Annotated in this window: 20 protein-coding genes; 9 read left to right on the forward strand and 11 right to left on the reverse strand. The window is 43.5% G+C overall.

All coding sequences use genetic code 11. The annotated features are described in order from the left end of the window. Window positions 1-108 precede the first annotated feature (108 nt). On the forward strand, window positions 109-882 hold the full coding sequence (locus R7P64_RS03885) for an oligogalacturonate-specific porin KdgM family protein (RefSeq protein ID WP_053307760.1): 774 nt from the start codon (window positions 109-111) through the stop codon (window positions 880-882). A gap of 76 nt (window positions 883-958) precedes the next feature. Beyond that, window positions 959-2,524, forward strand: a complete 1,566-nt coding sequence (locus tag R7P64_RS03890) for a polysaccharide lyase family 7 protein (protein ID WP_017821221.1) — start codon at window positions 959-961, stop codon at window positions 2,522-2,524. Between the two features lie 471 nt (window positions 2,525-2,995). Here the strand turns inward: R7P64_RS03890 and R7P64_RS03895 are convergent, their stop codons facing one another. From R7P64_RS03895 to R7P64_RS03905, 3 genes are all read right to left on the reverse strand, one after another. After that, a complete protein-coding gene (locus R7P64_RS03895) occupies window positions 2,996-4,747 on the reverse strand; it encodes a polysaccharide lyase family 7 protein (RefSeq protein WP_258510345.1) in 1,752 nt (583 codons plus the stop codon). 322 nt (window positions 4,748-5,069) lie between these two features. Further along, window positions 5,070-7,250, reverse strand: a complete 2,181-nt coding sequence (locus tag R7P64_RS03900) for a heparinase II/III family protein (protein ID WP_318118436.1) — start codon at window positions 7,248-7,250, stop codon at window positions 5,070-5,072. Between the two features lie 2 nt (window positions 7,251-7,252). Beyond that, window positions 7,253-9,418, reverse strand: a complete 2,166-nt coding sequence (locus R7P64_RS03905) for a heparinase II/III family protein (RefSeq protein ID WP_318118437.1) — start codon at window positions 9,416-9,418, stop codon at window positions 7,253-7,255. 409 nt (window positions 9,419-9,827) lie between these two features. On the opposite strand from R7P64_RS03905, the gene R7P64_RS03910 reads away from it, so the two are divergent. The 4 genes from R7P64_RS03910 to R7P64_RS03925 all read left to right on the forward strand — a co-directional run bounded on the left by R7P64_RS03910 (window position 9,828) and on the right by R7P64_RS03925 (window position 14,117). Continuing rightward, complete coding sequence (locus tag R7P64_RS03910) at window positions 9,828-10,163, forward strand: cupin domain-containing protein (protein ID WP_005450851.1); 336 nt, start codon at window positions 9,828-9,830, stop codon at window positions 10,161-10,163. Between the two features lie 34 nt (window positions 10,164-10,197). After that, window positions 10,198-11,130: a sugar kinase gene (locus tag R7P64_RS03915; RefSeq protein WP_005437155.1), complete on the forward strand. Its 933-nt coding sequence runs from the start codon at window positions 10,198-10,200 to the stop codon at window positions 11,128-11,130. A gap of 78 nt (window positions 11,131-11,208) precedes the next feature. After that, a complete protein-coding gene (locus tag R7P64_RS03920; RefSeq protein ID WP_005388506.1) occupies window positions 11,209-11,832 on the forward strand; it encodes a bifunctional 4-hydroxy-2-oxoglutarate aldolase/2-dehydro-3-deoxy-phosphogluconate aldolase in 624 nt (207 codons plus the stop codon). Between the two features lie 527 nt (window positions 11,833-12,359). Beyond that, entirely contained in the window at window positions 12,360-14,117 is a 1,758-nt protein-coding gene (locus tag R7P64_RS03925) for a sodium:solute symporter family protein (protein WP_005388503.1), read from the forward strand. 491 nt (window positions 14,118-14,608) lie between these two features. Here the strand turns inward: R7P64_RS03925 and R7P64_RS03930 are convergent, their stop codons facing one another. The 4 genes from R7P64_RS03930 to R7P64_RS03945 form a co-directional block, all read right to left on the reverse strand. Continuing rightward, window positions 14,609-15,505, reverse strand: a complete 897-nt coding sequence (locus R7P64_RS03930) for an NAD(P)-dependent oxidoreductase (protein WP_374041267.1) — start codon at window positions 15,503-15,505, stop codon at window positions 14,609-14,611. Window positions 15,506-15,921: 416 nt separating this feature from the next. Beyond that, window positions 15,922-16,677 (reverse strand): SDR family NAD(P)-dependent oxidoreductase, encoded by a 756-nt coding sequence (locus tag R7P64_RS03935; protein WP_054576764.1) that lies wholly within the window; start codon window positions 16,675-16,677, stop codon window positions 15,922-15,924. A 606-nt stretch (window positions 16,678-17,283) separates the two neighbouring features. Continuing rightward, complete coding sequence (locus R7P64_RS03940; RefSeq protein WP_318123178.1) at window positions 17,284-17,757, reverse strand: copper chaperone PCu(A)C; 474 nt, start codon at window positions 17,755-17,757, stop codon at window positions 17,284-17,286. A gap of 93 nt (window positions 17,758-17,850) precedes the next feature. Beyond that, window positions 17,851-18,312 (reverse strand): hypothetical protein, encoded by a 462-nt coding sequence (locus R7P64_RS03945; protein ID WP_005388493.1) that lies wholly within the window; start codon window positions 18,310-18,312, stop codon window positions 17,851-17,853. Between the two features lie 439 nt (window positions 18,313-18,751). On the opposite strand from R7P64_RS03945, the gene R7P64_RS03950 reads away from it, so the two are divergent. After that, the gene (locus R7P64_RS03950) at window positions 18,752-19,801 is read left to right on the forward strand and encodes a hypothetical protein (RefSeq protein WP_053349956.1); all 1,050 of its coding nucleotides are present in this window, start codon (window positions 18,752-18,754) and stop codon (window positions 19,799-19,801) included. 476 nt (window positions 19,802-20,277) lie between these two features. Here the strand turns inward: R7P64_RS03950 and R7P64_RS03955 are convergent, their stop codons facing one another. From R7P64_RS03955 to R7P64_RS03970, 4 genes are all read right to left on the reverse strand, one after another. Continuing rightward, entirely contained in the window at window positions 20,278-20,556 is a 279-nt protein-coding gene (locus tag R7P64_RS03955) for a hypothetical protein (RefSeq protein WP_080996836.1), read from the reverse strand. 3 nt (window positions 20,557-20,559) lie between these two features. Then, window positions 20,560-21,192 carry a hypothetical protein gene (locus R7P64_RS03960; RefSeq protein ID WP_225473152.1) on the reverse strand — a complete coding sequence of 211 codons (633 nt, stop codon included), beginning with the start codon at window positions 21,190-21,192 and terminating at the stop codon, window positions 20,560-20,562. 271 nt (window positions 21,193-21,463) lie between these two features. Then, window positions 21,464-21,760 (reverse strand): hypothetical protein, encoded by a 297-nt coding sequence (locus tag R7P64_RS03965; protein WP_017634219.1) that lies wholly within the window; start codon window positions 21,758-21,760, stop codon window positions 21,464-21,466. Between the two features lie 149 nt (window positions 21,761-21,909). After that, the gene (locus R7P64_RS03970; RefSeq protein WP_053349955.1) at window positions 21,910-23,109 is read right to left on the reverse strand and encodes a DUF5666 domain-containing protein; all 1,200 of its coding nucleotides are present in this window, start codon (window positions 23,107-23,109) and stop codon (window positions 21,910-21,912) included. A gap of 89 nt (window positions 23,110-23,198) precedes the next feature. On the opposite strand from R7P64_RS03970, the gene R7P64_RS03975 reads away from it, so the two are divergent. Beyond that, window positions 23,199-23,867 (forward strand): response regulator transcription factor, encoded by a 669-nt coding sequence (locus R7P64_RS03975; protein WP_053303698.1) that lies wholly within the window; start codon window positions 23,199-23,201, stop codon window positions 23,865-23,867. After that, window positions 23,839-25,080 carry a sensor histidine kinase gene (locus R7P64_RS03980; protein WP_053349954.1) on the forward strand — a complete coding sequence of 414 codons (1,242 nt, stop codon included), beginning with the start codon at window positions 23,839-23,841 and terminating at the stop codon, window positions 25,078-25,080. Before R7P64_RS03975 ends, R7P64_RS03980 begins: the two co-directional genes overlap by 29 nt. The last annotated feature ends 134 nt before the right edge of the window (window positions 25,081-25,214 follow it).

Consider the following 25,214-nt stretch of genomic DNA (forward strand, 5'->3'; position numbering starts at 1 on the left):
CTCTCATGATGAATTAACTAGTATTTGTCATACATTAATTCAATAGTGTTGAATCAAATCCAGGGATTTAAGTGGTATCCCAAAAAATATATACAGAGAGATATAATCATGAAAGCAGTTACAACAATGTCCCTATTCGTTGCTTCCACATTAATGACGGGAGCGGTTTCCGCAGCAACTTTAGACTATCGCGCAGAATATAAGCATGAGAGTGAAACTTATGCCCAACGTATCAAAATTAGTGGTAGTTCTAAAATTAACGATCAGACCAAACTGAACTTTGGTGTTGAACAAAAATTCCATAGTTACGACAACTCGCATTTTTGGGATCAACTCGTTGCTGGTGATTCTGAGTTTGATTGGGGAGTTCGCTACCAAATAAATAAACAATGGTTTATCCAACCAGGGATGCCTATTACTTTTGGCGATGATGACGAAAAAACCACTTATAAACCACAAGTTCGTGTTGGTTACAAATCCTCTTTTGGCTTAAGTACCGCTTTACGTTACCGACACGAATTTCAAGTTTATTCAGATGGTGCAGGTAACAAAACACTAACGGATGGTACTTCGGTAAGCGTTGCTGGGAAAACAGTTGAACAAGGTAAGTGGACACTGACAGGCTCTTACGATATGCGTCAGTTTGATAACGAGTACCTTGATAACGTCAAGCTGAGCTATGAGATCAACTACAACAAAAACTATGACGAAGTGCGTTTATCTGATTGGAAAGATTCTGAGTGGGATGCTGGCTTAATTGTTGGTTACCAAATGGGAGATTTCCGTCCTTACTTTGAATTGTGGAATGTCAAAGGTAAGGATGGTTCAACCACGGATGACCGCCAATTGAGAACACGCCTTGGCCTTAAATACAGCTTTTAACCCGAGTGTTATTGCCTAATTGTTGTTACAGCAAAAGAGCTGTTAATTCATTTTTATATTGTAGGTGTTAGATTACATGAAGCATATTTTCTTCAAAAGCTTGTTAGCTTCTTCTATTTTACTTGCTGTGGGCTGTAATAGTACGGCGACCATGGTAGATCCATTTCCAAACAACCAAGAAACTGGTGCTGATATTCTGACTCCCGTTACGATAACGGCGAGTAGTCATGATGGTAATGTTCCAGAGCAGTTGTTTGACCAAGATATTATGACACGTTGGTCAGCAAATGGTGATGGTGAGTGGGCGATGTTGGATTACGGCTCGGTTTATGAGTTCGACGCAATTCAAGCCTCGTTCAGCAAAGGTAACGAACGCGTCAGCAAATTTGATGTTCAGTTTAGTACTGATGGTGAAAACTGGGTGACGGTTATTGAGGGTGCGCAAAGCTCTGGTCGCGCACTTGGCTTAGAGCGCTTCCAGTTTGAGCCTGCAGTAAAAGCACGCTATGTTCGTTACGTTGGCCACGGTAATAGCAAAAACCAATGGAACTCAGTTACTGAGTTAGCTGCAGTTAATTGCGGAATTAATGCCTGTCCGGCAAGTCACATCATTACTGATGACGTTGTTAACGCTGAAGCGGCTATGATTGCGCAAATGAAAGCGGAGCAAAAGGCACAAAAGGATTTACTCAAAAAGAATCGTAAAGGCGACTTTGGAGCACCAATCGTCCGTCCTTGTGAAACGACTGTGACGTGTGATCTTTCTAAAGCGATGCCTTACCCTACGTTACCGAAAGAGCCACTCGCTACAAATGCACCGGGTGAAAACTTTGACTTAACACGTTGGAAACTGACGACACCTTTCGACCATGACAAAGATGGTCGTGCTGATGATATTGATGAGTGGGACTTGGCTAACGGCTTCCAACACTCTGATATATTCTACACAGCAGATGATGGCGGAATGGTATTCAAGAGCTATGTGAAAGGCGCTCGAACTTCTGAAAACACTAAATACGCGCGAACTGAGTTACGTACCATGCTTCGTGCTGGTGATAAGTCTTACAGCACAAAGGGTGTAAATCCTAATAACTGGGTATTCAGTTCTGCACCAGTTGAAGATCAAAAAGAAGCGGGTGGTGTAGACGGTACGCTTGAAGCTACTCTGAAGATTGACCACGCAACCACAACGGGTCAGTCGCATGAAGTTGGCCGCTTTATTATCGGCCAGATTCATGACAAAGATGATGAGCCAATTCGTCTTTATTATCGTAAGCTACCAGACCAACCAACAGGTACAGTTTACTTTGCTCACGAAAAAACCAAAACTGGAACAGAGGATTACTACAGCTTAGTGGGTGATATGACTGGTGAAATCGGTGACGATGGCATCGCGCTAGGTGAAAAATTCAGCTACATCATTGATGTGAAAGGCAACACAATGACAGTTACGGTAAAACGTGATGGTAAAGATGATGTTGTTCAAGTCGTAGATATGAGTGACAGTGGCTATGACGAAGGTGGCAGATATATGTACTTTAAAGCCGGTGTCTATAACCAGAATATGTACGGTAATCCAGATGATTACGCACAAGCTACTTTCTATAAATTAAAACAATCTTTTGGTAAGTACCAAGGCTAGTTCTATCACTTTTAGTTGATTGAAGTCCTTTGCCCTCAGCTTTGTAGCTGAGGGCTTTTTTTTCTATAGAAGAATAAAACAGCTCAAATATTATTTTAATTGACATAGATAAATTAATTTAAAAATTTATCACCATAGATAGGTAATAATTATTGATTGCTTTTATCTTCTGACAATGTTTATTTTTAAGTGCCAATGTATATTAGAGTAGTTTAATTGGTTAAATTTAAAATAACTCAGCGTTAGGGTAGATAAATATCTCATGAAACTATAGAAGCTGTTTTTAAGCTGCCTAAGTGGAGGTTGATTTATATATTTATCGTAGAAGGAAACACTATGCGTGAAGCGATTTGAATTGTGGTGTTCTAAAAGAAGAGGCCACGAGAAAATAAATTTCCCGTGGCGGCAGTATGAGCTTTGTTCGTTGCTTTAGAGCAAAGTAGCAAGCCTATTGCTAAGAGATTGAAATGACTATTGATGAAGAGTGCTCAAAGCACTAAAGCTCACATCAAAGATTTCTCCTCGATATGCATTATCAGGTTTAAACTGAGGGTAAATTCCGGCTTTGAAGTAAAACGCAATATCAGGCGACGCCCATCTTTCAGTCAGAGTATAGGACTTGTTGTTAGCGGTGTCTGAGTATGCTTCTCCCCACTTCAGTGTGTGCGAGACCATATTACTGCCATCTGCATCGTAGGTGGCTAAAAACAGTCCTTCCTTATCGGCACGGATCGTATATTGCCAGTCTTCGTTTACCGCGTAGGTACCAAGCTTAACGCTGAATGCGTTGCAATCAGTACAGTCTTTGTTGTTATCAAGTTTGTAGTTATCGTTCAGAATAACTCTGACTGGCTTATTGTCACCTTCCCAAAGTAGCTTCACGAGTGCTTGGCTGATTTTCCAACCATGTATCTGGCCTACCACGACTTTTGGTAATTGACCGTCGATTTTAGGGTATTCGTTAATTCTTAGTGTTGCGTTTAGCGTATGCGAAGTTGCACCGGTACGACTATCTTCAATATACCAACTTGTCTCTTCATCGCTGGTGCTGCAATCCGGGGAGTTAGTACTGATGTAGAGCTCTCGCAATTCTGAACGGATGTAACTGGAGTTGGCCGTTGACGTGCCGTAACCCATATCGGCGCGGAAATGCATGCTACCGTCAATAACATTGAAGTATGATAAATCAATCTCGCGTTGGTAAACGCTCTCTTCGTTAGACAGAAGATCTTTACTTGAATTACAACGCTCAGGCTCTAATTCAGCCGCGCTGTCACCGCCAAAACCATACCAATCATTTTTGCTTGCAGGAATGGTTAATTTCCAATCGTCAATATTCCAAGCTATTGAATCAGTATGGTCAGTTTTGGTTAGTCCTAACTGCTTAAATTGTACCTTTGCTTCACCGTTTTCAAACTGGTTATAAACTCCGGCTTTAAAGTAGCTCAGGAGGTGCTGCCAGTAGGATACATCTACATTTACCTTTTGCTCATCGTTCACTTTAATGGTTAATGTGTTTTCTCCGATTTTTACTTCGAATCGCGTGAATGCGTTGAGATCGGCTTTTCCTAAATCATAACGATTGTATGATGTTGCATAACAATCTGATGCGCTAGAAGGTAGACTGCAATCTATGGCATTGTTCTTTACTACCGCCCAGTAATGACCAGTGATACTGTTTCGTTCTTGTTCCCAAACGATTCGTAACAAAGGGTGTGGGATAGCACCTATACCAGAAGTATCTGTGCCTTTGTTATGAATTTGCAGGAAAGTGACTTCATCGTGGTTTGCAGGGGAGCTAGCCATTGCAAGGTTAATCTCTGGTAATCGAACATCTGCATACAAAGTTCTAAAGACGCCTTGTTCTGAAATGTTAAAGTTTTCTCGCTCACGAACTTCTGAGCGCATTTTGTAGTTCGACATTTTAAAGACAAGGTAATTGGAATCATTTTCTGCGTAAAAGTGGTCACTCTTATAATCCGAGAATGCTCCATTTTTGACGTCACTGTTTTTGTTTCCCTCCTCCCCATTGGGATCTGATACTTGTAAATCTGAATTACTCAATATGTTTTGAAATTTTGCTATTGAGTATGGTGCTACATGCTCTTGGTGTGGAATATTTGGTTTATCATCTTGGCTTGTAGGGGAGGTATTTCCTCCACACCCTATTAATCCAAGCCCAGAGAAGCTTATTAGAAGCAATTTAGTTGATTTTATAAACACAGTAGTACGTCTCTTACACCATCTAATATTTGTAATACAATATCATTTTAGTGTTGTTGGGGAGTAGTTTAGTCATAAGTTAAATAGTAAAAGTGTTAATTAAATCTCAGAAGAGTTCTATATCTATAAGTGGTGTCTTTGATAAGGCGTAAGGTTAAGTTATGTCTGTTTTTCCTAAGAGTTATTAACGGTTTTACTATGATTAAACGCTAATTGATAAGCTCATGTAGAGTCATGTAAACAATCAAAAAAAGCCGAACATGACGTCCGGCTTTGAATTAGTTCCCGATTTTTACATTAATTTTTAGTGACTATCTAAAGATTAAATTTGTGCGAATGCGCCTTCCCAAGTGTAAGTCACACCGTCGAACTCAACGCGATGTGCCGCGTTTTGCTTGTCTTCGTCTAGGTTGCAGATAGCGAAGTGGTAAGCGTTGCCTGTGGTGGTTTGCAGACGAATCACGGTACCCACTTCGTTGTTGCCAACGACGGTTACTGACTCTACTAGACCACGAGCGCCAACCGATGCTTCGATAGACTCGTTGAAGTAACCGTGTGTCTCTAACACAGAAGCAAACACGTGGTTTTGACCAGATTGACGTAGGATCAGTGCTGGTTCGCTCTTCAAGTTGAAGTCTGGATCATTTGCGCCAGTGCGAGTGAAGAACACTTTGCCGCCGTTTGTTGCGCTTGTGATTAGCGAGTAGTAGCTGTTGTCGTGCAACCAGCTTACCAGTGAGCTGCCTTGAACTTGGCCTGAACCCACATTCCATAGATGCTCGTAACCGTTGTCTTCGCCCATTGGACGCAGTGTGCTTTCTACATCGTATTCAAAATCCGTACGGATGATTTGACCAGAGTAGTGCACCGGCAGGTCGTATTGGTGCTCTTGATCTGCTTCGATGTGGTAAACATCAATCACAAGTGGTTTTTCGAATTCTGGCAATTCAGCAAGAATGATGCTGCGCTGCATGTCTACGCCGTTGTAGTAACCAGAAATACGACCGCTCATGCCTTGCAGCTTTTCATCATCAGCTTTGAAGAAGTGCTTAGAACCGAACTTGGTTTCTGCTAGCGCTGTGTCGAAGTTGTTTTGCGTTTTTTGGTCAACCGTAACTGTGTTGTGCGCGATTGTCTGCTTACAGTAAGACTTGTTCTCTGGGATGTAACGACCGCCAAATTTAGGCTCAACGTTTACCCAGCGACCAAAGCCGTAATCGTGCAGCACTTCATGACCGCGGTTAAACACACTCAGGTGCAGACCATCGTAGTGACCGTGGTCTAGCGCTGAGTGGTACTGGTGGTCGCTGCCGTGTTGACCAAACCAGATAAGCGCCATTGTATCTGCGGTATTGGGGTCGTCATCTTGTTCGTCACGGTGACGAAGAATGCTTACGCCGCCTTTTTCGCCTTCTGGGCCGTCAGTCACGAATAGGCTACCCCAGTTGAATGGCTTGATGTTGTCTGTTGCTGCAACTGCGTCAGACAATGTTTTACCTGAGATATGAACCCAAACGTCTTGCTGGTGGTCAGCCATGCCAAGTAGCGTTTCAGACTGCTCGTAACGGTGGAAACATACTGACGTAGCCATGATTACGCCTTCATCGTTGATCGAAATCGTCTTCGATGAATCGTTCAATGCTGGCAAAGTACCATCTGGGAATGCCGTCTTAAATACTGCGTAAGACGTGGTCTTGATGACCGAGTCGTTGAACTTGTAAATACCAAGCTCAGGCTGACGACGTTCAATCGCTTCTGCAAATAGGTAGATTGGACGCAGCGAGAAACGGTGGTAGTAAGGACCTTCCATGTAGTAGCCATCTGGCGAGAACAGTTGGTCTAGCTGAGCTAGGAAGCCGCCGCTCACTTTGTCCAGTTTCAAGCCGTAAAGCGCTTTGTCTACCGCATCTTGATCGTTAATTGCGTAACCACAGATACCCACTGCTGCTACTGCCCACAGACCGTGGTTGTGTACGATGTCGAAGTCGTGACCGTAAGTGACTACGAATAGCTCAATCATTTGTTTGAACAGGTCGTTTTCAATCAGTGTTTTTTGCTCTTCTTCCAATGTGTGGTAAATGCAGCTGTACGCACAAGACGCGTATAGCATCCACATGTTCTCATTCAGAGTTTGGTGGAAGATCTTACCCGGAGGGTTAGAGTCACGGCTGGTGTTGCTCTCTAGCGTCGGGTATACCTTCGCGTAAGCCGTTAGCATGTCCACGATGTAATCGCGGTACTTCTGTTCGCCAGTGATAAGGAATAGGCGACCCGCTAGATCAATGTGGATGTAGTTTTGCTTGTGACGGTTGTGCTCGTAACCGCCGCCTTCGCCGTGACCTGGAACTTCAATACCGACCTCAGCCATGTAAGCGTCAGTTTGTTTGATGTCACGTGCTAGTGCATTTCCTAATAGGCTATCCGTGCCAAGTGCTTTGCTTAGTTCTGCCGCTTCTTCAAAGTTCATTAATAGCGGTTGGTAAGACTGGGTTTGGTAGCTCATTATTATTTCTCCTGCCCGAATGCGTTTACTTCTAGAGAGTAGAAGCCATTCCAGCTGTAGGTTTTACCGTTCAATTCTACTTGGTGTGGGGTTTGGTCGTCAGCGCCTAGCACATTGCTGATCATCACAGTAACCAGTGATTTTTCAGTCGTGATTTCTACGATGCTGCCAACGGCGTTGTAACCCACGACGCGGATATCTTTCACCTGACCACGTGCATTCACAGACTGCTCAAACTCTTCGTTGAAGTAGCCGTGTGTTTCTAGCACAGAAGCAAATAGTGTCGATTCGCCCTTGCTGCGTAGAATGAATGCCGGTTCGCTACGTAGGTTAAAGCTTGGGTCATTGGCGCCAGTGCGAGTGAAGATTACTTCATTATCACCGTTTTGTTTCGCGCTGCTGCTTGTGCCTAACCAAGTGTAGTAGGTGTTGTTTTGTAGCCAGCTAACCAGCGCCGTATCTTGCACTTTGCCGCTTGCTACTTTCCAAAGGTGTTGGTAACCGAAGTCATCGCCAAGCGTGCTCAGTTCACCAAAGGTTTGGTAATCGAAGTTAGTACGTACGATTTGACCATCGTATTGATGAGAGTAGTCGTACTGATGCCCGCCTTCACCTTCGATGCGGTAAAGGTCTAGCAATAGCGGTGCTTCAAGCTCATCTAGGTTAAGCATGAACACACTGCGCTGCATGTCTGTGTTCGGGTAATGGTCGTTCGCAAACGCGCTCATACCGTTGATTTCAGTGCCTTCTACTTTAAAGAAGTGAGGCAAACCGTGCACTGAATCAGCGCGGTCTACATCGAAACCATTCTGACATTGCTCATCAATCGTTACCGCGTTGTGCGCGATAGTTTGACGTGCGTACGATTTGTTTTCGTCTAGGTAACGACCGCCGAATTTAGGCTCTACATTTACCCAGCGACAGAAGCCGTATTCACGCAGCACTTCTTGACCACGGTTGAAGAAAGTAATGCCAAGCGTATCGAAGTTACCATGTCCCATACCGTGTTGACCGTAGTTCATCACAAGCTGTGACACATCACCGGTTTTATCCTGCATACGGATAAAGCCTTGTGCACCGTTGTTACCGGTTGGACCTTCGTTTAGTTCCACACTTGGCCAGAAAGGCATGCCGATTTCACGGTCTGCGATGGCTTTATCGTAGGCTTGAGAAAGCTCAAGACCACATGGGTGCATCCAAACGGCATTTTGAATCTTCGCCATGCCTAGGATGTTATCGTCTAGACCGTAGTGCTTGCTGTAAACGCTCACTGCAACTTGAACACCCATGTCGGTAATGCTCATGGTACGAGATGCATCGTTTAGGGCAGGGAACTCACCATTCGGGTAAGCCGTTGCCAGCATCGCTTGTACTGTGTTGCCAATCACTTTGTCTTTGTAGTTGTAGATGTCTACTTCAGGCATGTGACGGTGTACTACTTCTGCAAATACACAAGTTGGACGAATCGCATAACGATGGTAGTAAGGGCCTTCCATGTAGTAACCAGAAGGGGCGAACAGCTGTGAGATTTGCGCTAGGAAGCCGCCAGTATCATCACGGTCTTGACCGTATACCGACATCTCTAAATATTCAGGTTTGCCAATGGCTAGGCCACAAATACCAACAGCCGCAACTGCCCAGATACCGTGGTTGTGAATACGGTCGAAATCGTGCGCGTATTTTACTGTGAACATGTCTAGCATTGGTTCGAAAATGCGCTCAACAACGGCTGTGCGCTCTTCCTCTGTCATGACTGATGCCACGCAAGAGTAAGCAAGGCTAGTAAACATTAACCAACAGTGTTCATTAAGGATCTGGTGGAAAAGACGACCTGTTGGATTAGTGTTTTTCTGTACGTGGAAATCAAAGGTGAGGTACTTCTCTGCGTAAATAGCGAGAAGATCTTTAACGAACTGCGCGTACTTTTCTTCTTGAGTGATCAAGAACAAACGACCCGCTAAGTTCATGTAGGTATAGTTTTGTTTGTGGCGGTTGTGCTCGTAGCCGCCCGCTTCGCCGTGACCTGGTACGTCTAGAGGCAGACGCATGAAGGCTTCAAGTTCCTTGCGATTCGCTTCAATGGATTTGCCCATTAAGCTCGGCTTTCCGACTTCCTTTCTTAGTAGTTCGACTTCTGCTTCAGTCAACAAAATCGGTTGTGTAGTCATTTCTTTACCACCCTCAGATGAAGTGTGTTGTTTTCTTAAACTTTCTATAAAGTAATACAATATTAAGTTTGGGTGTAGTTTTTGTGGCAAAAAGGGAGAGTGAAATCACGCGAATTAAGCTAACCCATTGATTTTTATTGTTGTGATAATCCTTGCTGTGACTGATGTTTCGGCGTTATCAATCGTTAAGTGGAATGCTTTAACGAGCGCTATTTGATGAATATCACATATTTTTAGATATATTGTATGACAATTAAAATAGATCGGATATGCTCGTTACCAATTCGACAGCAGACCCTTTCGCTTTTATCAATACGACGCTTTTTTAAGAGAACCTTTTAATAAAAGCATGCTTAAGAATGAAGTGCCGTAGGGTTCGCTTTAATAGAGACTTTTTAGGAGTATGACGATGAATTCTTTCTTTGTATTAGATGAGAACCCGTGGGAAGAGCTAGGCGGCGGTATCAAACGTAAAATTGTTGCTTACACAGATGACCTAATGGCGGTTCACCTATGTTTTGATAAAGGCGCGATTGGCGCTCCGCATACTCACGAAATCCACGATCAAATCGGTTACGTAGTACGTGGCAGCTTTGAAGCGGAAATCGAGGGCGAGAAGAAAGTACTAAAAGAAGGCGACGCATACTTTGCTCGTAAGCACATGATGCACGGTGCGGTTGCACTAGAGCAAGACAGCATTCTTCTAGACATCTTCAACCCAGCACGTGAAGATTTCTTAAAATAATCTATAGCGCAACCTCAGTTGCTAAGGTGACAACATGAAATCATTAAACATCGCGGTCATTGGCGAATGTATGGTTGAGCTACAGAAAAAGGAAGGTCAGCTAAAGCAGTCATTCGGTGGTGATACGTTGAATACCGCACTGTATTTATCTCGTTTGACCAAAGCTCACGATATTAAAACCAGCTATGTAACGGCTCTGGGTAACGATCCTTTTAGCCAAGAAATGCTATCAGCATGGCAAGAAGAGGGCATCGATACTAGTCTGGTTCTTTCCGTTAAAGAAAAGCAACCAGGTATCTACTACATCGAAACCGATGAAACTGGCGAACGTTACTTCCACTACTGGCGTAACGAAGCGGCCGCTAAGTTCCTATTCGAGCAAAACGAGTCTCCGCTATTAGTCGACAAACTTTACTCGTACGATGCGGTTTACTTGAGCGGTATTACATTAGCGATCCTTACTGAAGAAGGTAAGACGCAACTGTTTGGCTTCCTTGAGCGCTTCAAGGCACAAGGTGGTAAGGTTATTTTCGATAACAACTACCGTCCTAAATTGTGGGAAAGCCGCGAGAATGCCATGTCTTGGTACCTTAAGATCCTTAAGCACACAGATATCGCACTGCTCACATTTGAAGATGAGCAAATGCTTTACGGTGACGAGCATCTAGAACAGTGCATCGAGAGAACCTCTGCACTAGGCGTGGATGAAATCATCATCAAACGTGGTAGCAAAGATTGCTTGGTTGTGGCGAATGGCGAAGCGCAATACGTGGCGCCGAACAAAGTCGACAACGTGATTGATACAACAGCGGCTGGCGATTCTTTCAGTGCAGGCTTCTTGGCGAAGCGTTTGACTGGCGGCAATGCAGCTGAATCGGCTTACTCTGGTCACTGTATGGCTGGCGCGGTAATTCAACATAAAGGTGCCATCATTCCACGTGAAGTGATGCCAGATCTTCCTTTGTAATTCTTTTGCGGAGCGTTGAGTAATCGGCGCTCCGCAGTGATTTATTGAACTCAAGTTAACGACGACGAGTACACTCTTATGACGACATTAAACGAACAACTAGCAAATCTAAAAGTAATTCCTGTTATTGCCATCAACAAAGCAGAGGATGCGATTCCTCTAGGCCGCACTTTGGTTGAAAACGGTATGCCTTGCGCTGAAATCACGTTCCGCACAGAGTGTGCTGCAGAAGCGATTCGTGCTATGCGCGCTGAGTTCCCAGAAATGCTGATCGGAGCAGGTACGATCCTAACTAACGAGCAAGTTGACCAAGCGATCGAAGCTGGTGTGGACTTTATCGTAAGCCCTGGCTTTAACCCTCGCACGGTTCAATACTGCCTAGACAAAGGCGTGGCTATCGTACCTGGCGTAAACAACCCAAGCCTAGTTGAGCAAGCGATGGAAATGGGTCTGCGTACACTTAAGTTCTTCCCTGCTGAGCCATCTGGCGGCGTTGGTATGCTTAAAGCACTAACGGCGGTTTACCCAGTGAAATTCATGCCAACAGGTGGTGTGAGCCTAGGTAACGTAGATGAGTACTTGTCTATCCCTTCAGTACTGGCATGTGGCGGTACTTGGATGGTGCCAACAAAGCTTATCGATGAAGGTAAGTGGGATGAACTAGGGACACTGGTTCGCGACGCAGTAGCTCATGTAGCATAAGTGTCGTAACACCCCGATACAACTAGCGAATAGAATGAAAAGCGAGCCTCAGGGTTCGCTTTTTTTTGTTTGAAAGTTTGAAAGAAGCGAGATTGGAGAGGAGAGAGTTTACAGCGCTGAACTTTCCCTGCGTCATTCTCGAGAGCGACGAAGGCGCGAGTCGGGGATCTTGCTTGTTACATTCATCTAAATCCCACTTTCTATCCAATTCCTTCGAAACATCTCATTACGTTTCCTTCAAAGAAATGCCGCGCATTTTTGATCTTCAGACAAAGCGCGAAGAAGAAAAATATTCCATACTCAAATAAATTTCAATTAGACAATTTGTATTACAATATATTAAGGTGTTCTGAGTGGCAATTATCTCCTAGAAAGCCATTGGTCTAAGAAAGTAAGGGGTTTGACGTGTTTTTTTCGTTGAATAACTTATGCTTTAGATCACAATTAAAGCTTATTGTAGTACAAATAGGGTTGTGAGGAGAGTAGTCTAGACGTTAGAAAATGATCAAACTTGAAAGGCTGAAAAAATGACTATTGATACTCTTGTTGTTCTTGCCTACTTCTTCTTCTTAGTTGCAATTGGTTGGATGTTCCGTAAGTTCACTACCTCGACCAGTGACTACTTCCGAGGGGGCGGTAAGATGTTATGGTGGATGGTAGGTGCTACCGCCTTCATGACGCAATTTTCAGCATGGACGTTTACAGGTGCCGCAGGACGCGCGTTCAACGACGGTTTCGTTGTTGTAATCCTATTCTTAGCCAACGCATTTGGCTACTTCATGAACTACCTCTACTTTGCTCCAAAATTCCGCCAATTACGTGTAGTGACGGCGATTGAAGCGATTCGTCAACGTTTTGGTAAGACTTCAGAGCAGTTCTTCACTTGGGCTGGTATGCCAGACAGCTTGATCTCAGCCGGTATTTGGTTGAATGGTCTTGCGATTTTCGTGGCAGCGGTCTTCAACATTCCTATGGAAGCGACCATCATCGTTACGGGCTTAGTGCTAATGCTAATGGCGGTAACGGGTGGCTCTTGGGCAGTTGTTGCATCTGACTTTATGCAGATGCTGGTTATCATGGCAGTGACGATCACTTGTGCGGTGGCGGCATACTTCCATGGTGGCGGTATTGGCAACATCGTGTCGAACTTCCACGGCGACTTCATGCTGGGTAACAACCTGAACTACTTCAGTATCTTTATCCTTTGGGTTGTGTTCATCTTTGTTAAACAGTTCGGTGTAATGAACAACAGCATCAACGCTTACCGCTACTTATGTGCAAAAGACAGTGAAAACGCACGTAAAGCTGCAGGTCTTGCATGTGTGCTGATGATTGTTGGTCCTATCATCTGGTTCCTACCACCTTGGTACGTTGCGGCATTTATGCCTGATTTCGCAGAGCAATACGGCTCAGTAGGTGGTGATGCAGCATACCTAGCATTCGTACAAAACGTAATGCCAGCAGGTATGGTGGGTCTTCTGATGTCAGCAATGTTTGCGGCGACCATGTCTTCAATGGACTCTGGTCTTAACCGTAACGCGGGCATCTTTGTGATGAACTTCTACAGCCCGATTGTGCGTCCACAAGCGTCGCAAAAAGAACTGGTTATCGTGAGTAAAGCAACGACTATCGTGATGGGCTTCATCATCATTGGTATCGGTCTATTCATTAACTCACTACGTCACTTGAGCCTGTTCGATATCGTACTGAACGTCGGTGCATTAATTGGCTTCCCAATGCTGATTCCTGTACTACTTGGTATGTGGATTCGTAAGACGCCGGATTGGGCTGGTTGGGCAACACTGGTTGTTGGTGGCTTTGTTTCTTACATCTTCGGTATCTCACTACAAGCAGAAGATGTAGAGCGCCTATTCGGTCTAGAGCAAGCGTTTACAGGACGTGAGTGGGCAGACCTAAAAGTTGGCTTGAGCTTAGCGGCACACGTTATCTTCACCGGTGGTTTCTTCTTGCTGACAACGCGCTTCTACAAAGGTCTATCACCTGAACGTGAGAAAGAAGTGGACCAATTGTTCGAGAACTGGAATACGCCACTTGTGGCTGACAGCGAAGAGCAGCAGAACCTAGATACAAAACAGCGCGGCATGCTTGGTAAGCTTATCAGCGTAGCGGGCTTCGGTATCCTAGCTATGGCTCTAATTCCAAATGAACCATCTGGTCGACTACTGTTTATCTTGTGTGGTGCGATTGTTCTCTCGGTGGGTGTTCTATTGGTGAACGCAGCCCGAGGGCCTAAAAGCCCAAAGTTAGCTAACGCGAAAAGCTAACCAAAGTTAAAGACTCTCAATGAAAAATCCCGCGGTGTTAAAGCCGTGGGATTTTTTGATCAAGCTGACTGAGAAAGCGTGGCGCATCGTTTGTTGTTATTCGTTGTATTGGGGAACTCCCAATAAGGTGCGACTATATTCACATTAGAGTCGTCAGCCTAAAGCGAAAAAGCAATCTAACTTTCTTTGCACGCCGTGTTTACACTTTACACCCCAAACCTGATGCTTTGTCTATTTAAATAAATATGTGTGCCTTCTTAGCAAAGAAAAAGCATTAAATCAGACGTAGCTTTAATGAGGCGTACGCCAGAAATAGGAGAGAGGTTTTGAAGTGTTAGTGGAAAATATATAAGAGAATTGGAAGAGGCAGCCCTGCAAAACCTTAATGGAGTGGCTAGGGTATCAAGGAGTGATGAGCGTCAGGGGAAGAGGAAAAACAAAAAAAGCCCAGCTACATTGGTAGCTGGGCTTTTAGTTACAACTGAGTGTGACTAAGCTTCTAGGTCTGCAAAGTAGTCGAAGATGACTGGAACGTCATTTTGACCAAGGCCTTTATCAACTGCTGCTTGTAGACTCTTAGAAGTGCCCTCTGCAATCAGGGAAGTTGTACCAAGCTCTTCGCATAGAGCAAGGAAGTAACCGAGGTCTTTGTTTGCGTTTGCGACAGAGAAGCCTAGTTTTTCTTCGCCATCTACGGCGTAAAACTTACAGAATTGCATAAATGGTGAGTTTGATGGTCCTGCAGACATGATGTCGAATAATTGTTGGCCATCAACACCAGCACGTTTAGCAACAGCAAATGCCTGAGACATGGTTGCTACGGTTGTCATACCCATAAAGTTATTCACAAGCTTAGTTACGTGACCAGAGCCTAGTGTGCCAAGGTGGAATACGTTTTCACCTTGATCGTCCAGCACTGGCTTAACCTTATTGAATGTTTCGACGTCGCCTGCGGCCATGATGTTCAGTAAACCATCTTTTGCGTGGGCAGGTGTACGACCTAGAGGCGCATCAATCATACCAGCCCCTTTCTTAGCAAGGTCAGCGCCAATCTTCTTCGTTGAAGCTGGAATAGATGTACCGAAGTCGATGAGTGTTTTACCTTCTGACATGCCAGCTAGAACACCAGTGTCTCCGTAAACAACTTTTTCGACAACTTCAGATGTTGTTAGGCACAGCATCACGATATCACTTTTCTCTGCTAGCTCTTTACCTGAAGAAGCTTCAGAAGCGTTTCCACGAGCTAGTACTGCGTCAACAGCATCTTTATTGAGGTCCATTACAGCAACTTCGTAACCACGTTTCTGTAGGTTTTCAACCATGTTTCCGCCCATCAAGCCTAGGCCGATGAAACCAATGATAGGTTTAGTCATTTTAACTCCAAAAATACTATTGTATGATTATATTGCTTGTTGATAATCATAATGACTATTGTGGCTTTTGCAATTGAAAATTGTGAGCATAGCGGGCTTGGGATGGATTTTTTCTAAAAGTGAGATGTAAGTAAGGTTTGTGAGGGTTTTATTCATCAGAGTATATAAGAAAAGCGGATTCCTCACGCTTCCATTTTTATCGTGAACAAAGCCTTTAGGAGGCTTAAATAACGTAAAAATAAAATTTATTGTAATACAAGTGATTTTGTTTCAGCTAGAGGAATACTGTCCATACCAAAAAATGGGTGAAACGTTACAGATGGGGTGAAAGGCGAGGTGGTATAAGGATAAGCCGCAGTACAAACATACTGCGGCCGTTATCAAATCAGTACTAAAGCGCACTTACTGATAGGTAAAAAGACTTATTGGTACTAAATGCCTAAAGCTTGACCACCACCAATTTGCAGTGTTTCTGCGGTAATGAATGATGCATCTTTACTTACCAGAAAAGAGATAGCAGAGGCGACTTCCTCTGGCTTGCCTAGGCGTCCAAGCATAATACTGTCTGCCCAAGAAGCAAATACTTCAGGCTTGGTTGCTTTGATTTGAGCATGGAATGGTGTATCGATAGTGCCAGGAGATACTGCATTGACTCGAATTCCAGCCGGAGCTAACTCTTTAGCTAAAGCTCGAGTTAATGTATGAACGGCGGCTTTTGATGTACCGTAAATACCTGCACCTGGACCACCTGCATTCCAAGCAGCGTTTGAAGTGAAGTTGATAATTGATGCATTATCAGACTTTCTTAGAAATGGAATCGCTGCGCGTGATACGAAGAATGCACTATCGAGGTTTAAAGCCATGACTTTACGGAAAAAATCAGTTTCCATACCTTCAATAGGACTACGACCACCAAGACCACCTGCGTTATTAACGACAACATCGATTTTGCCGTATTTTTCACCAATAGCATTGATGTTTTCATCGACGGCATGTTCATCTGTAACGTCAAAACCGTAGTATTCAGCCTCAATTCCTGCGTTATGTAGTTTGGAGACACACTCCGAACCTTTTTCATCTTCAATGCCGTTTAGAATGACCGTGTATCCATCCTGACCAAGACGCTTTGCTACTTGGAAGCCGATACCGCCAGTAGCACCAGAAATAAATGCAATTTTAGTAGACATAATGGTGTTCTCTCATGTTTGTAGAGTTGGAAAGGATTTTTATTTAACATAGAGTATTATTGTAATACAAATGGTTTTAATAAACAGAGAAACACCAACAATGAGAAGTCGATCACGTACTTTCTTTAGATGCTGACTCATCCAGTGGCATATATCGACTTTTACGGTCGTGCATGATTTGTATCTAGTCAGGATAATCGGGATATATAAACAATTGAGCTTATAGCTGCGGGCTTAGCTCGTTGGGCCGAGGTTTGTTGCAAGTAGAAAGAAAGCCGATTAACCGTGGGTCTTTGTTGCCAAACTTATGATTTCATTTAGGCTTGCCAAGTGATGGTTGGATAACTTTGTCGAGAGGTTGAGTTTTAAGCGGTTAGGGAACCTTTTTAGGATCTTAAGTCTTTCAAGGTCATTCTGAATAGCGAGGAACGAGCGTGATTTAGAATCTCTTGCCCGAGCACGCTGTTATGATATATGACCCCGTTTCGCCAAGCGTTATTTATCACCATTGTTCTGAAGAGTCGAGTTAGGACCTATTGGATAATGATTTTGACTAAGCTGAGATAAAAATGCCCGCTAAATCAGCGGGCATTTTTGTTTGCGTCATTAATGATGCATGTGTTTTTCCATGTGGCCTTGTTTCTCAACCGCCATTTCTACTTCCACTTTACCCGCGTTTTTGAATGTTAACGTCATAGGGAAGCGGTCGCCTTCTTTGAGCGCTTGTATTGGATTGAAAATCATTAAATGGAAGCTGCCTGGTTTAAACAACACAGACTCATTGGCTGGAACGCGCACTTTGTCAATCTTAATCATTTTCATCACACCATCTTCTTTCTTATGCGTGTGAATTTCGACATGCCCTGCAATAGGGCTTTCTGCTGCGATCAATGTATCTTCACTGTCACCGTGGTTGGTTAGTTGAAAAAAACCACCGATAACAGGTGCGTTTGGTGGCGCTTCTCGGCTCCATGGATGGTCAATATGAATTTTTCCTGCTTCATAATCGTGCGCTAAACTCAGTGGGCTAGCGATGACAGCAATAAGCGCGATAGCGGCGGTTTTTAATGATTTAAGCATGTGTTTTTCCTTTTGAATTAATAGCTTCTCTGAATGGACAACAAACAGAGTCATCGTTATTTTTGAATAAAGTTGTCAATGATTAGATGCCTGTTAGGCAGGAAAAACACTCGGCGGAGAGTGCTTAGGCGCGATGTGTTTGTAAACGAGCTTATCGCATTTTGAAAAGTGATAAGTCGTCAGTGCATACTTTACTCGGCGCAGCCAATGGATGGTTGTCAGGTAAAGCCCAATCGCAACCAAAAGAAAGAATTGAACAGCTTGAAGAAGCGGGCATTCAAACTGAAAGCCGTCGTGTAAGTTAAGATCTTGGATGAGCTTAGAAGAAGATTGAGCGTTAGCCTCAATCAACGTATTGATATCCACCCATTTGAAACCATCTGCGGTACACAGTAAAACCTTTTCACTTTGGACTTTGTTGAGCCAAGTTGTGCTGTGAACTTGTGTAGGGTTAAGAGCGGCTGTGGACGCTAAATACAACTGAAACAACACCGCGATAATAACCGCAATAGCGTGCAAGCGATGGTGTTTGTGCTGTATTAGAGTGTTTTCCATACAATTGAGTGCTTATCTTCTTCGGCGCGGGATACTAACAAATTAACCAAACAATGTAATTATCAGTTTACTAAAAGGTGATGCAAGTGTGCATTATTTGTTTTATTGCCTATTTTTAACGCTTTAATGTCTTGATTCGGCTGATATTCACAACCTCCAATTCAACTTGTCAGTCTTGCCTAGTCTCTTTTGAAAATACCGAATTAATCTCTCTTATATGCCACTGAAGCTTCGGTTAGTGGGTGTCGTGGTGGTGTTTTTACGTGCTAGATTTGGCTGATATCGATTCAAAATGCACACCGAATCTTCACTTGTTTTCCATTAACGGAATTATGACAGTAATTTAATAAAGGATACGGTATTCTGCGCTCCTTTGTACATGCCAGAAACGTCCGTCCTACTTAGTCGGAGGGGCGATTAATCTTAAGAAATTTCTCAAATGAAATACGAACAACAGATTGGATATCGATACCCTAAAGGTCGATTTGCCATGGTGAGTGTATATGCATTCACCGGTGCTGCGATTTTAGCATCGACTATTTTTTCTCTATTGCTGTTTTTGTCGATCGACGAAAACCCGATGATGCAAACCTTATTTGGTGGTTTAGCGATCATTTTTGAAGCGGGTAAATTTTACGCTTGGTATGAATACGGTGAGCGCCGAGCCCATCGCAACTACACAGGAGCAGCAACCGCTCTCGTGTTTTATTTAGTCTTAGCTGCGATTTCCATTGGCGGTAGTATTGGTGGGATTAATAGTGCAACCAATAGTGCACAAAGTCATATTTCGGTAGAGCAGGCGAAAGTGGAAGCGTTTAATCGTCAGATTGCGGCAATCGATAAGCAGATTGAGCTCAACAATATGGCAGCGCAGAAATACATCGAGATGGAGCGTATCGCGACTGGTGTAACTCGCGTTCAGGATCAAAACAAAGCCTTACGTGAAGAGCAGCAACGCTTGGCTATGGAGCGTGATAGTTTACCGCCGGTCACGCAAGGCTCAGTGATTGGTTTGATTGATAGCCTAGCCAACGCATTTGGTACCACCTCTCAACAAGCTCAGCTTGGCTTGGTTGTATTTCTTTCGATTCTTTTGGACTTCTTTGCTGCATTTTTTGTTGGCTTGATTGGTGAAGAGCAACGGTTCCGATATTTCTATCGCAGAAATGAGGGCATGATATTGAAAACAGTCCGCGATATAGACCCAGCGCCTGCGGGTTATCTTCCTCATATAAAAGAGGAAGAAGAGCAAGAAATACCAGTAGCGCCGGAGCCAGAAGAACCAAAGGAACCGAAAACCTTGTTAGAGCAAGTTAGCGATGCACTTAAAACGCATCAAATTACGTGCACCAAAAAAGCCGTTGCTAAACAGTTTAGGCTGTCTGCGGAAGAGGTAGACAAGGTATTTGAAGAATTGGCAGAGCTCGGTTTAGTGGGGAAAAAAGCCAACCACCATTATCATTGGATAGGTGAAGCAGAGACCGCATAATTGGTTATCTATTAAAGTTCGGAAAGAGCGTCAATCGGCGCTCTTTTTTGTATTAGCTCCCCATGAACTCGTTGTTAATTGTTAAATAAACTATGAGCAGTTGGTGATACAAACTACAAATTCATTTGGATATAAGTTGAGGTTAGATTTGAGATGTCCGAGACGGCTAGATATTCACGAGCAAGGTATATGTGTTTCAATACATAAATAATTTTCTATCACGGTACAGCGAATAATTCCGACGTCTCAATAGAGGGTATGAACTATGCGCATTCAGACGTCCAAGAGCTCTAAATCCCCGAGTCAAAAGGCTCTCTTTTTTTCATTAAAGAAGTCATGATAGCGGTCTCGTGCTCGAGGGTGAACGTTAGAAGATATTCGAACCGGCCTTACTCGCCAGATCAGTTATTAATAAACCAATAATAAAATAGGCACCAATTTGATGCCTTTGGTGATAGCTGGACAACCCGATACCACTAATCTCTTTCTGACTTAAAACGATACTGTTCCGACAAGCAGACCAGAAGGCCAACTAAAGCTGAGACTAAAACTACACACACTTGGTAGCTGGTTTTCTCTACATTAAGATCGTTCAAAATCTCGGTAGTCGCAATCATAGGAAGCGTTACCGTGATCAACAAGCTAAATAAGCGAGAAACCCTAGATTTCTTTCCATGTCGCTTGGTATAGAAGTAATGCGCGTAATCCGAGTACATGATAAACAAGGAAACTAAAAGACCCAGTATCCAAAACATAGCTTACAAATCCTCTATTCCAAGCATGTTACGTCGTAACAACTCTTTCTTTGCAGCTAGCGCATCTGCCTCGTTAAAGCCTTTGAGTACACTAGCGAGAATAACAGCTACAAAAAATGCTCTCGCGCCAGCTTGTTGTGCAGTTGATGAGAGGCTGAGTTTTTTGAAAGTCTCTTCAGCGATGTGCACTGAAGCCATTTCTTTAATCAATGCAGCCCCTTGACCTTTTGATAGTGCGTATATAACAGCTGCCATAAAGCCGACCTCAAGTTTAATATCGATGGTGATAAACCATGTAGAAAGGAAATTTGCAACTGCTTTATGAGTATTAAAATACTGGCGCAGCTCACCATCTGATAGGCTCCAAGGGTTCCACATTGGCTTGGCAATACTTTGCGCTACCAGCATTTGAATCTTACCGAAAAATTTCGAATTCCCTAAAGCCTGTGCCTGCTCAAGGACTTTTCTTTGGTCGCGTCTATTGAGCTGTCGATACAAAATGACACCTGTGATTATAGGCAAAACCTTTTCTCTGTTGTTTCTGATGAAGTTCAAATCGGCATCTAAGCCTGTCAGTACCGCCAATTGAACTACAGGTTCGGCTTTTAGAGTCTGTTCACTATAACCTCTAACCATCGTTAAACCTCCTTTCTTCGATATATAGTATGTGTACAATATAGCCAAGTGACTTGTATGCAAGTTGTTACATTTCTCGTTAGGCTCAAAGTCTCAAAGTTAGGAGGAATTATTACTAATTTTTGAACTTGTGTAGTAAAAATAGTGTGTGGTCAAATGCAGGTTTTTGAATATGAAAAACCAAGATTAGACGTGTGCTTCAAACAACTGGTAAATCGCCACTTTATTCTAGGAAAATGTTTTCTACGCTCAAACATCTATGATGTAGGTATCAATCTTTATTGAGCTTTTTGGTTACGTCTTTCACCGTTTTCTTCTCTTTTTCCGGTGTCATTGCATCAACAGCTTTACCCGCCATCCCTTCATCTGGCAATTTGTCTTTTCCTGCATCAACTGCGGTATCTTTCAGTGCCTCTTTAGGCGTACAGCGACCACCAACACCAACCACGGCTTTTGTCGCAGCGGCTTTAGCTGCCTTTTCTGCATCGCAGTCAGGATCCATAACGCTAGCTAAGCTCGTGGCTGAACCAAAAAACAAGATTAACAAAATGAGGTTGCGTTTTTTCATATTCGTCACCAATGTTGTGAAACATAGGTAAAGTGTAACGGAGAGAAAAGGCTTTGGCTGAGAATTTGTTGGTTTGAGCTTGGGAAGCAAAGTAAGGTGAAAAGAAAAAGTGCCATCGAAGTGACACTTTTTCTTAAGCGTAGAAGGGATTAGTTGTCGTAAACGTCTAACTCCACTTCACGGGCAATATTTTGGTCGTTAATGATCACACCTTCGACTTCGACACGAGCACCATTTAGGTTAAGTTCTTCGATGCCTTGGAAGCGTGTTTGTGCATCAATCACAACGGTCGTGTTGTTTAGCAATTGATCTGCGTCGTTTTCGCAACGCTCGATTTCAAATGTTCTTGCTTCAGCATCATAGTTTGATACGTATCCTTCACATTCAAATTCTTTACCTTGCCATTGGTTGTTATCGTCAAAGTCTGGTTGCTCAAACTCAATAACGGTAGCGATGCGTTTGCCATTTTTCATGACAGACGTTACTTCCACTTCTTGGCCTTGTTTTAGGTTCGCTTTGCTGCCGTCTTCAAATCGTGTTGCGTTATCAATGAAGAAGGCTACTCGGTAGTTTAGAGAGAACTCACTATAATCCTTGGCAACCCAAGTCACGATACCTTCCACATCGCTGTCATTTTTTAGATCGTCGTAGTCTTCAACTTCTACCTCATGTGCCATGAAGATACCGTTTTGCATTTCACCTTCTACTTCCACCCATTGGCCGATGCTAAGTTGGCTAATGTTGTCGTAAGATACGGTTATATTTGTACCAAGCTCAAACGTGCCAGCATTTTCATCGGTACTAGTAATGCGACCTTCCAGTTCGTAGTAGCTTCCAAGGGCTGGGTAATCGTTATCTACGTCGATTTCGACCACAGACAACACTCGATAACCCGCATCGGCAGTTGGCAATGATGACACCATCACCCAGTCGTTGACCTCTATATCATCACTTAAATCGTCAAACTGCAGCTCTATGCCGTTTACCGTGAATTTTTTCTTCACATGATCAATCGCTGTCACACGTCCAGTAATGGTTGGTTCAAGTGTGACTCGGACGCCATTGTCCGAAGCTTGCCGAATATCTGAACCCACGCGAACCACCATTTTGGGTTTTACATCGGCCAATTGCACTTGTGTGTCGTCATAAACCACCTCAGACACACGATACGTATGTCCATTGACGGTTAACGTGCTTTCTTCAGCGTTGACCGCTTCAACAGAGCCAATCGCTACACTTGGTTTCACTACTGGTTGAGTTGGCGTGCTATCGCTATTGCTGCCACCACCTGAACCACCACAACCAGACAATGCCAAACCTACTACAGAAATAAGAGCGAGTTTTTTCATTGTATTAACCTCAATTTACGAGCGAGTTTAGGAAATTGCCTGTATCTTATTGGGCATATCGTGAAGAGATCGTGAAGAAATGTGATTTTATGAAAATTTTAATTGTAGATGACAACCATAACGTCTCGGAGACGATTGCAGACTATCTTGAGCTCGAAGGCATGATTATCGATTGTGCGTTTCATGGAGAGGCTGCGATTAAGTTAATCGAGGAAAATCATTACGATGTAATCATCATGGATATCATGATGCCGAAGCTCGATGGCATCAGTACGGTACAGAAGCTTCGACAAGATAAGTTATGTGGAACGCCAATTCTCTTCCTAACGGCAAAAGATACGCTAGATGACAAAATCGCGGCTTTTAAAGCGGGGGGAGATGACTATTTAATGAAGCCATTTGCGATGGAAGAGCTCAGTTTGCGTGTTCATGCTTTGGCTAATCGTGGTCCAAGACAAGATATCGGAGCGCTCAAATTTGCAGATATTTGTTTAGATGCGCGTACAGGAAAAGTAACGAGAAAAGACAAAGAAATTAAGCTGAGTCGAATTCAAACTAAAATTTTAAAATTGCTTCTCCAACGTGCTCCAGCAGCGGTCTCGCGCACAGAAGTGATCGATAGTGTGTGGGGAGACGAACCACCCGGAAGTGATGCACTTCGTAGCCATATTTATGGTTTAAGAACCGCACTAGACAAAGGTTTTGAAGAATCACGATTAGAGACTATTCATGGACAAGGTTACCGACTTAAAGCATAACGAATATCCAAGCATTTATCGCAAGATCCGTTGGGGTTTTGGGGTCATGACGTTTGTGATGTTTACTCTTTTTTGGTCGCTGATTTATGTGGCAGAAAACAAACTGGAAGTGCTGAGTTTACATCACTGGCTCGATACTGAAGCGGCGCTTTATAGTGAGAATTTCGAGAAACAGGGTTGGGATGCGCCATTGCCAAACGTATTGGAATTCAACTCATATTGGAGTGAAGCACCGACACCCGATTGGTTGCTCTCTTTTACTTCACCTGGTTTTTACGAATACCTGCTTGGTGAAGAAGATAAACACTTTGTTGTATTGAAACACCCCTCAGGGAAGGGGCTTATGTACATTGTGTTTCAAGATGACTCAGATGATTACTTGGACGAATACGAAAGCTCGCTGCATCAGTTTACGCTGCTGCTCGGTGGTTTGTTTTCATTTGTCATGGTTGGGTATGGCATTTACATGGTTCGAATATTGTCTCGGCCATTAGCGCAAATTGAAGACAAAATTAGCCAAATGTCACCGGATCAACCCGCTTTCCAAGTTGAAACTAAGTTCAGCGAAACACGCCAGATAGAGCAGACTTTGCTGGATAATAAGAACGATATCGCGGGCTACTTCAAACGAGAACAAGAATTTAGCCGTTTTGCATCGCATGAGTTGAGAACGCCAATCATGGTGATTAAAGGCTCAACAGACATTCTGACGCGTCTTCCTGATCAACCTCGAGTTGCGCAAAAAGCCATCACGAGGATGCAGTCAGCTTGTGACGAGATGCGTGTACTGACAGAAGCGTTTCTCTTACTTGGTAAAGAGAAAATAGAGCCTCAGCATTACGGAGAGCATCAGCTTCTTACTTGTTTACAAAAACAACTGGAAGAGCTGGCTCCTTTATTTGCCAAGCAAGATTCGAACTACGCTTTGCACGAACAACATAGTGGTGTAGTGAAGGCACCGGAGAGTTTTGTGACCATTGTAATCAACAATCTGATTAAAAACGCCTTTAGCTATAGTGTGGGAGATATTGAAATTGAGTTGAAAGGTCATGCGCTTAAGATCCTAAACCGTCACGATGGCAACGAGACGTACAACGCTGGTTATGGTTGTGGGCTTGTTATCGTACAACGAATATGTGAACGGATGGGGTGGGCGTTAGTACTGGACGATGATGGTGTTCGATTTAGTGCAAAAGTGGAGTTCTGCTCTTAGCTTTGTGCGTATTGATTCAAGTGAGACTTAACGCTCTGGCTTTTTCTTGTCGTACGCATCTAACCCGCAGTCAAACAAGAAAAAACTGGAATTTGAATTAGACTGAAGTTAGTGAAGCGGAAACTCGAGGAACC

Source organism: Vibrio sp. 2304 (assembly GCF_033339475.1).
Lineage (GTDB): Bacteria > Pseudomonadota > Gammaproteobacteria > Enterobacterales > Vibrionaceae > Vibrio > Vibrio alginolyticus.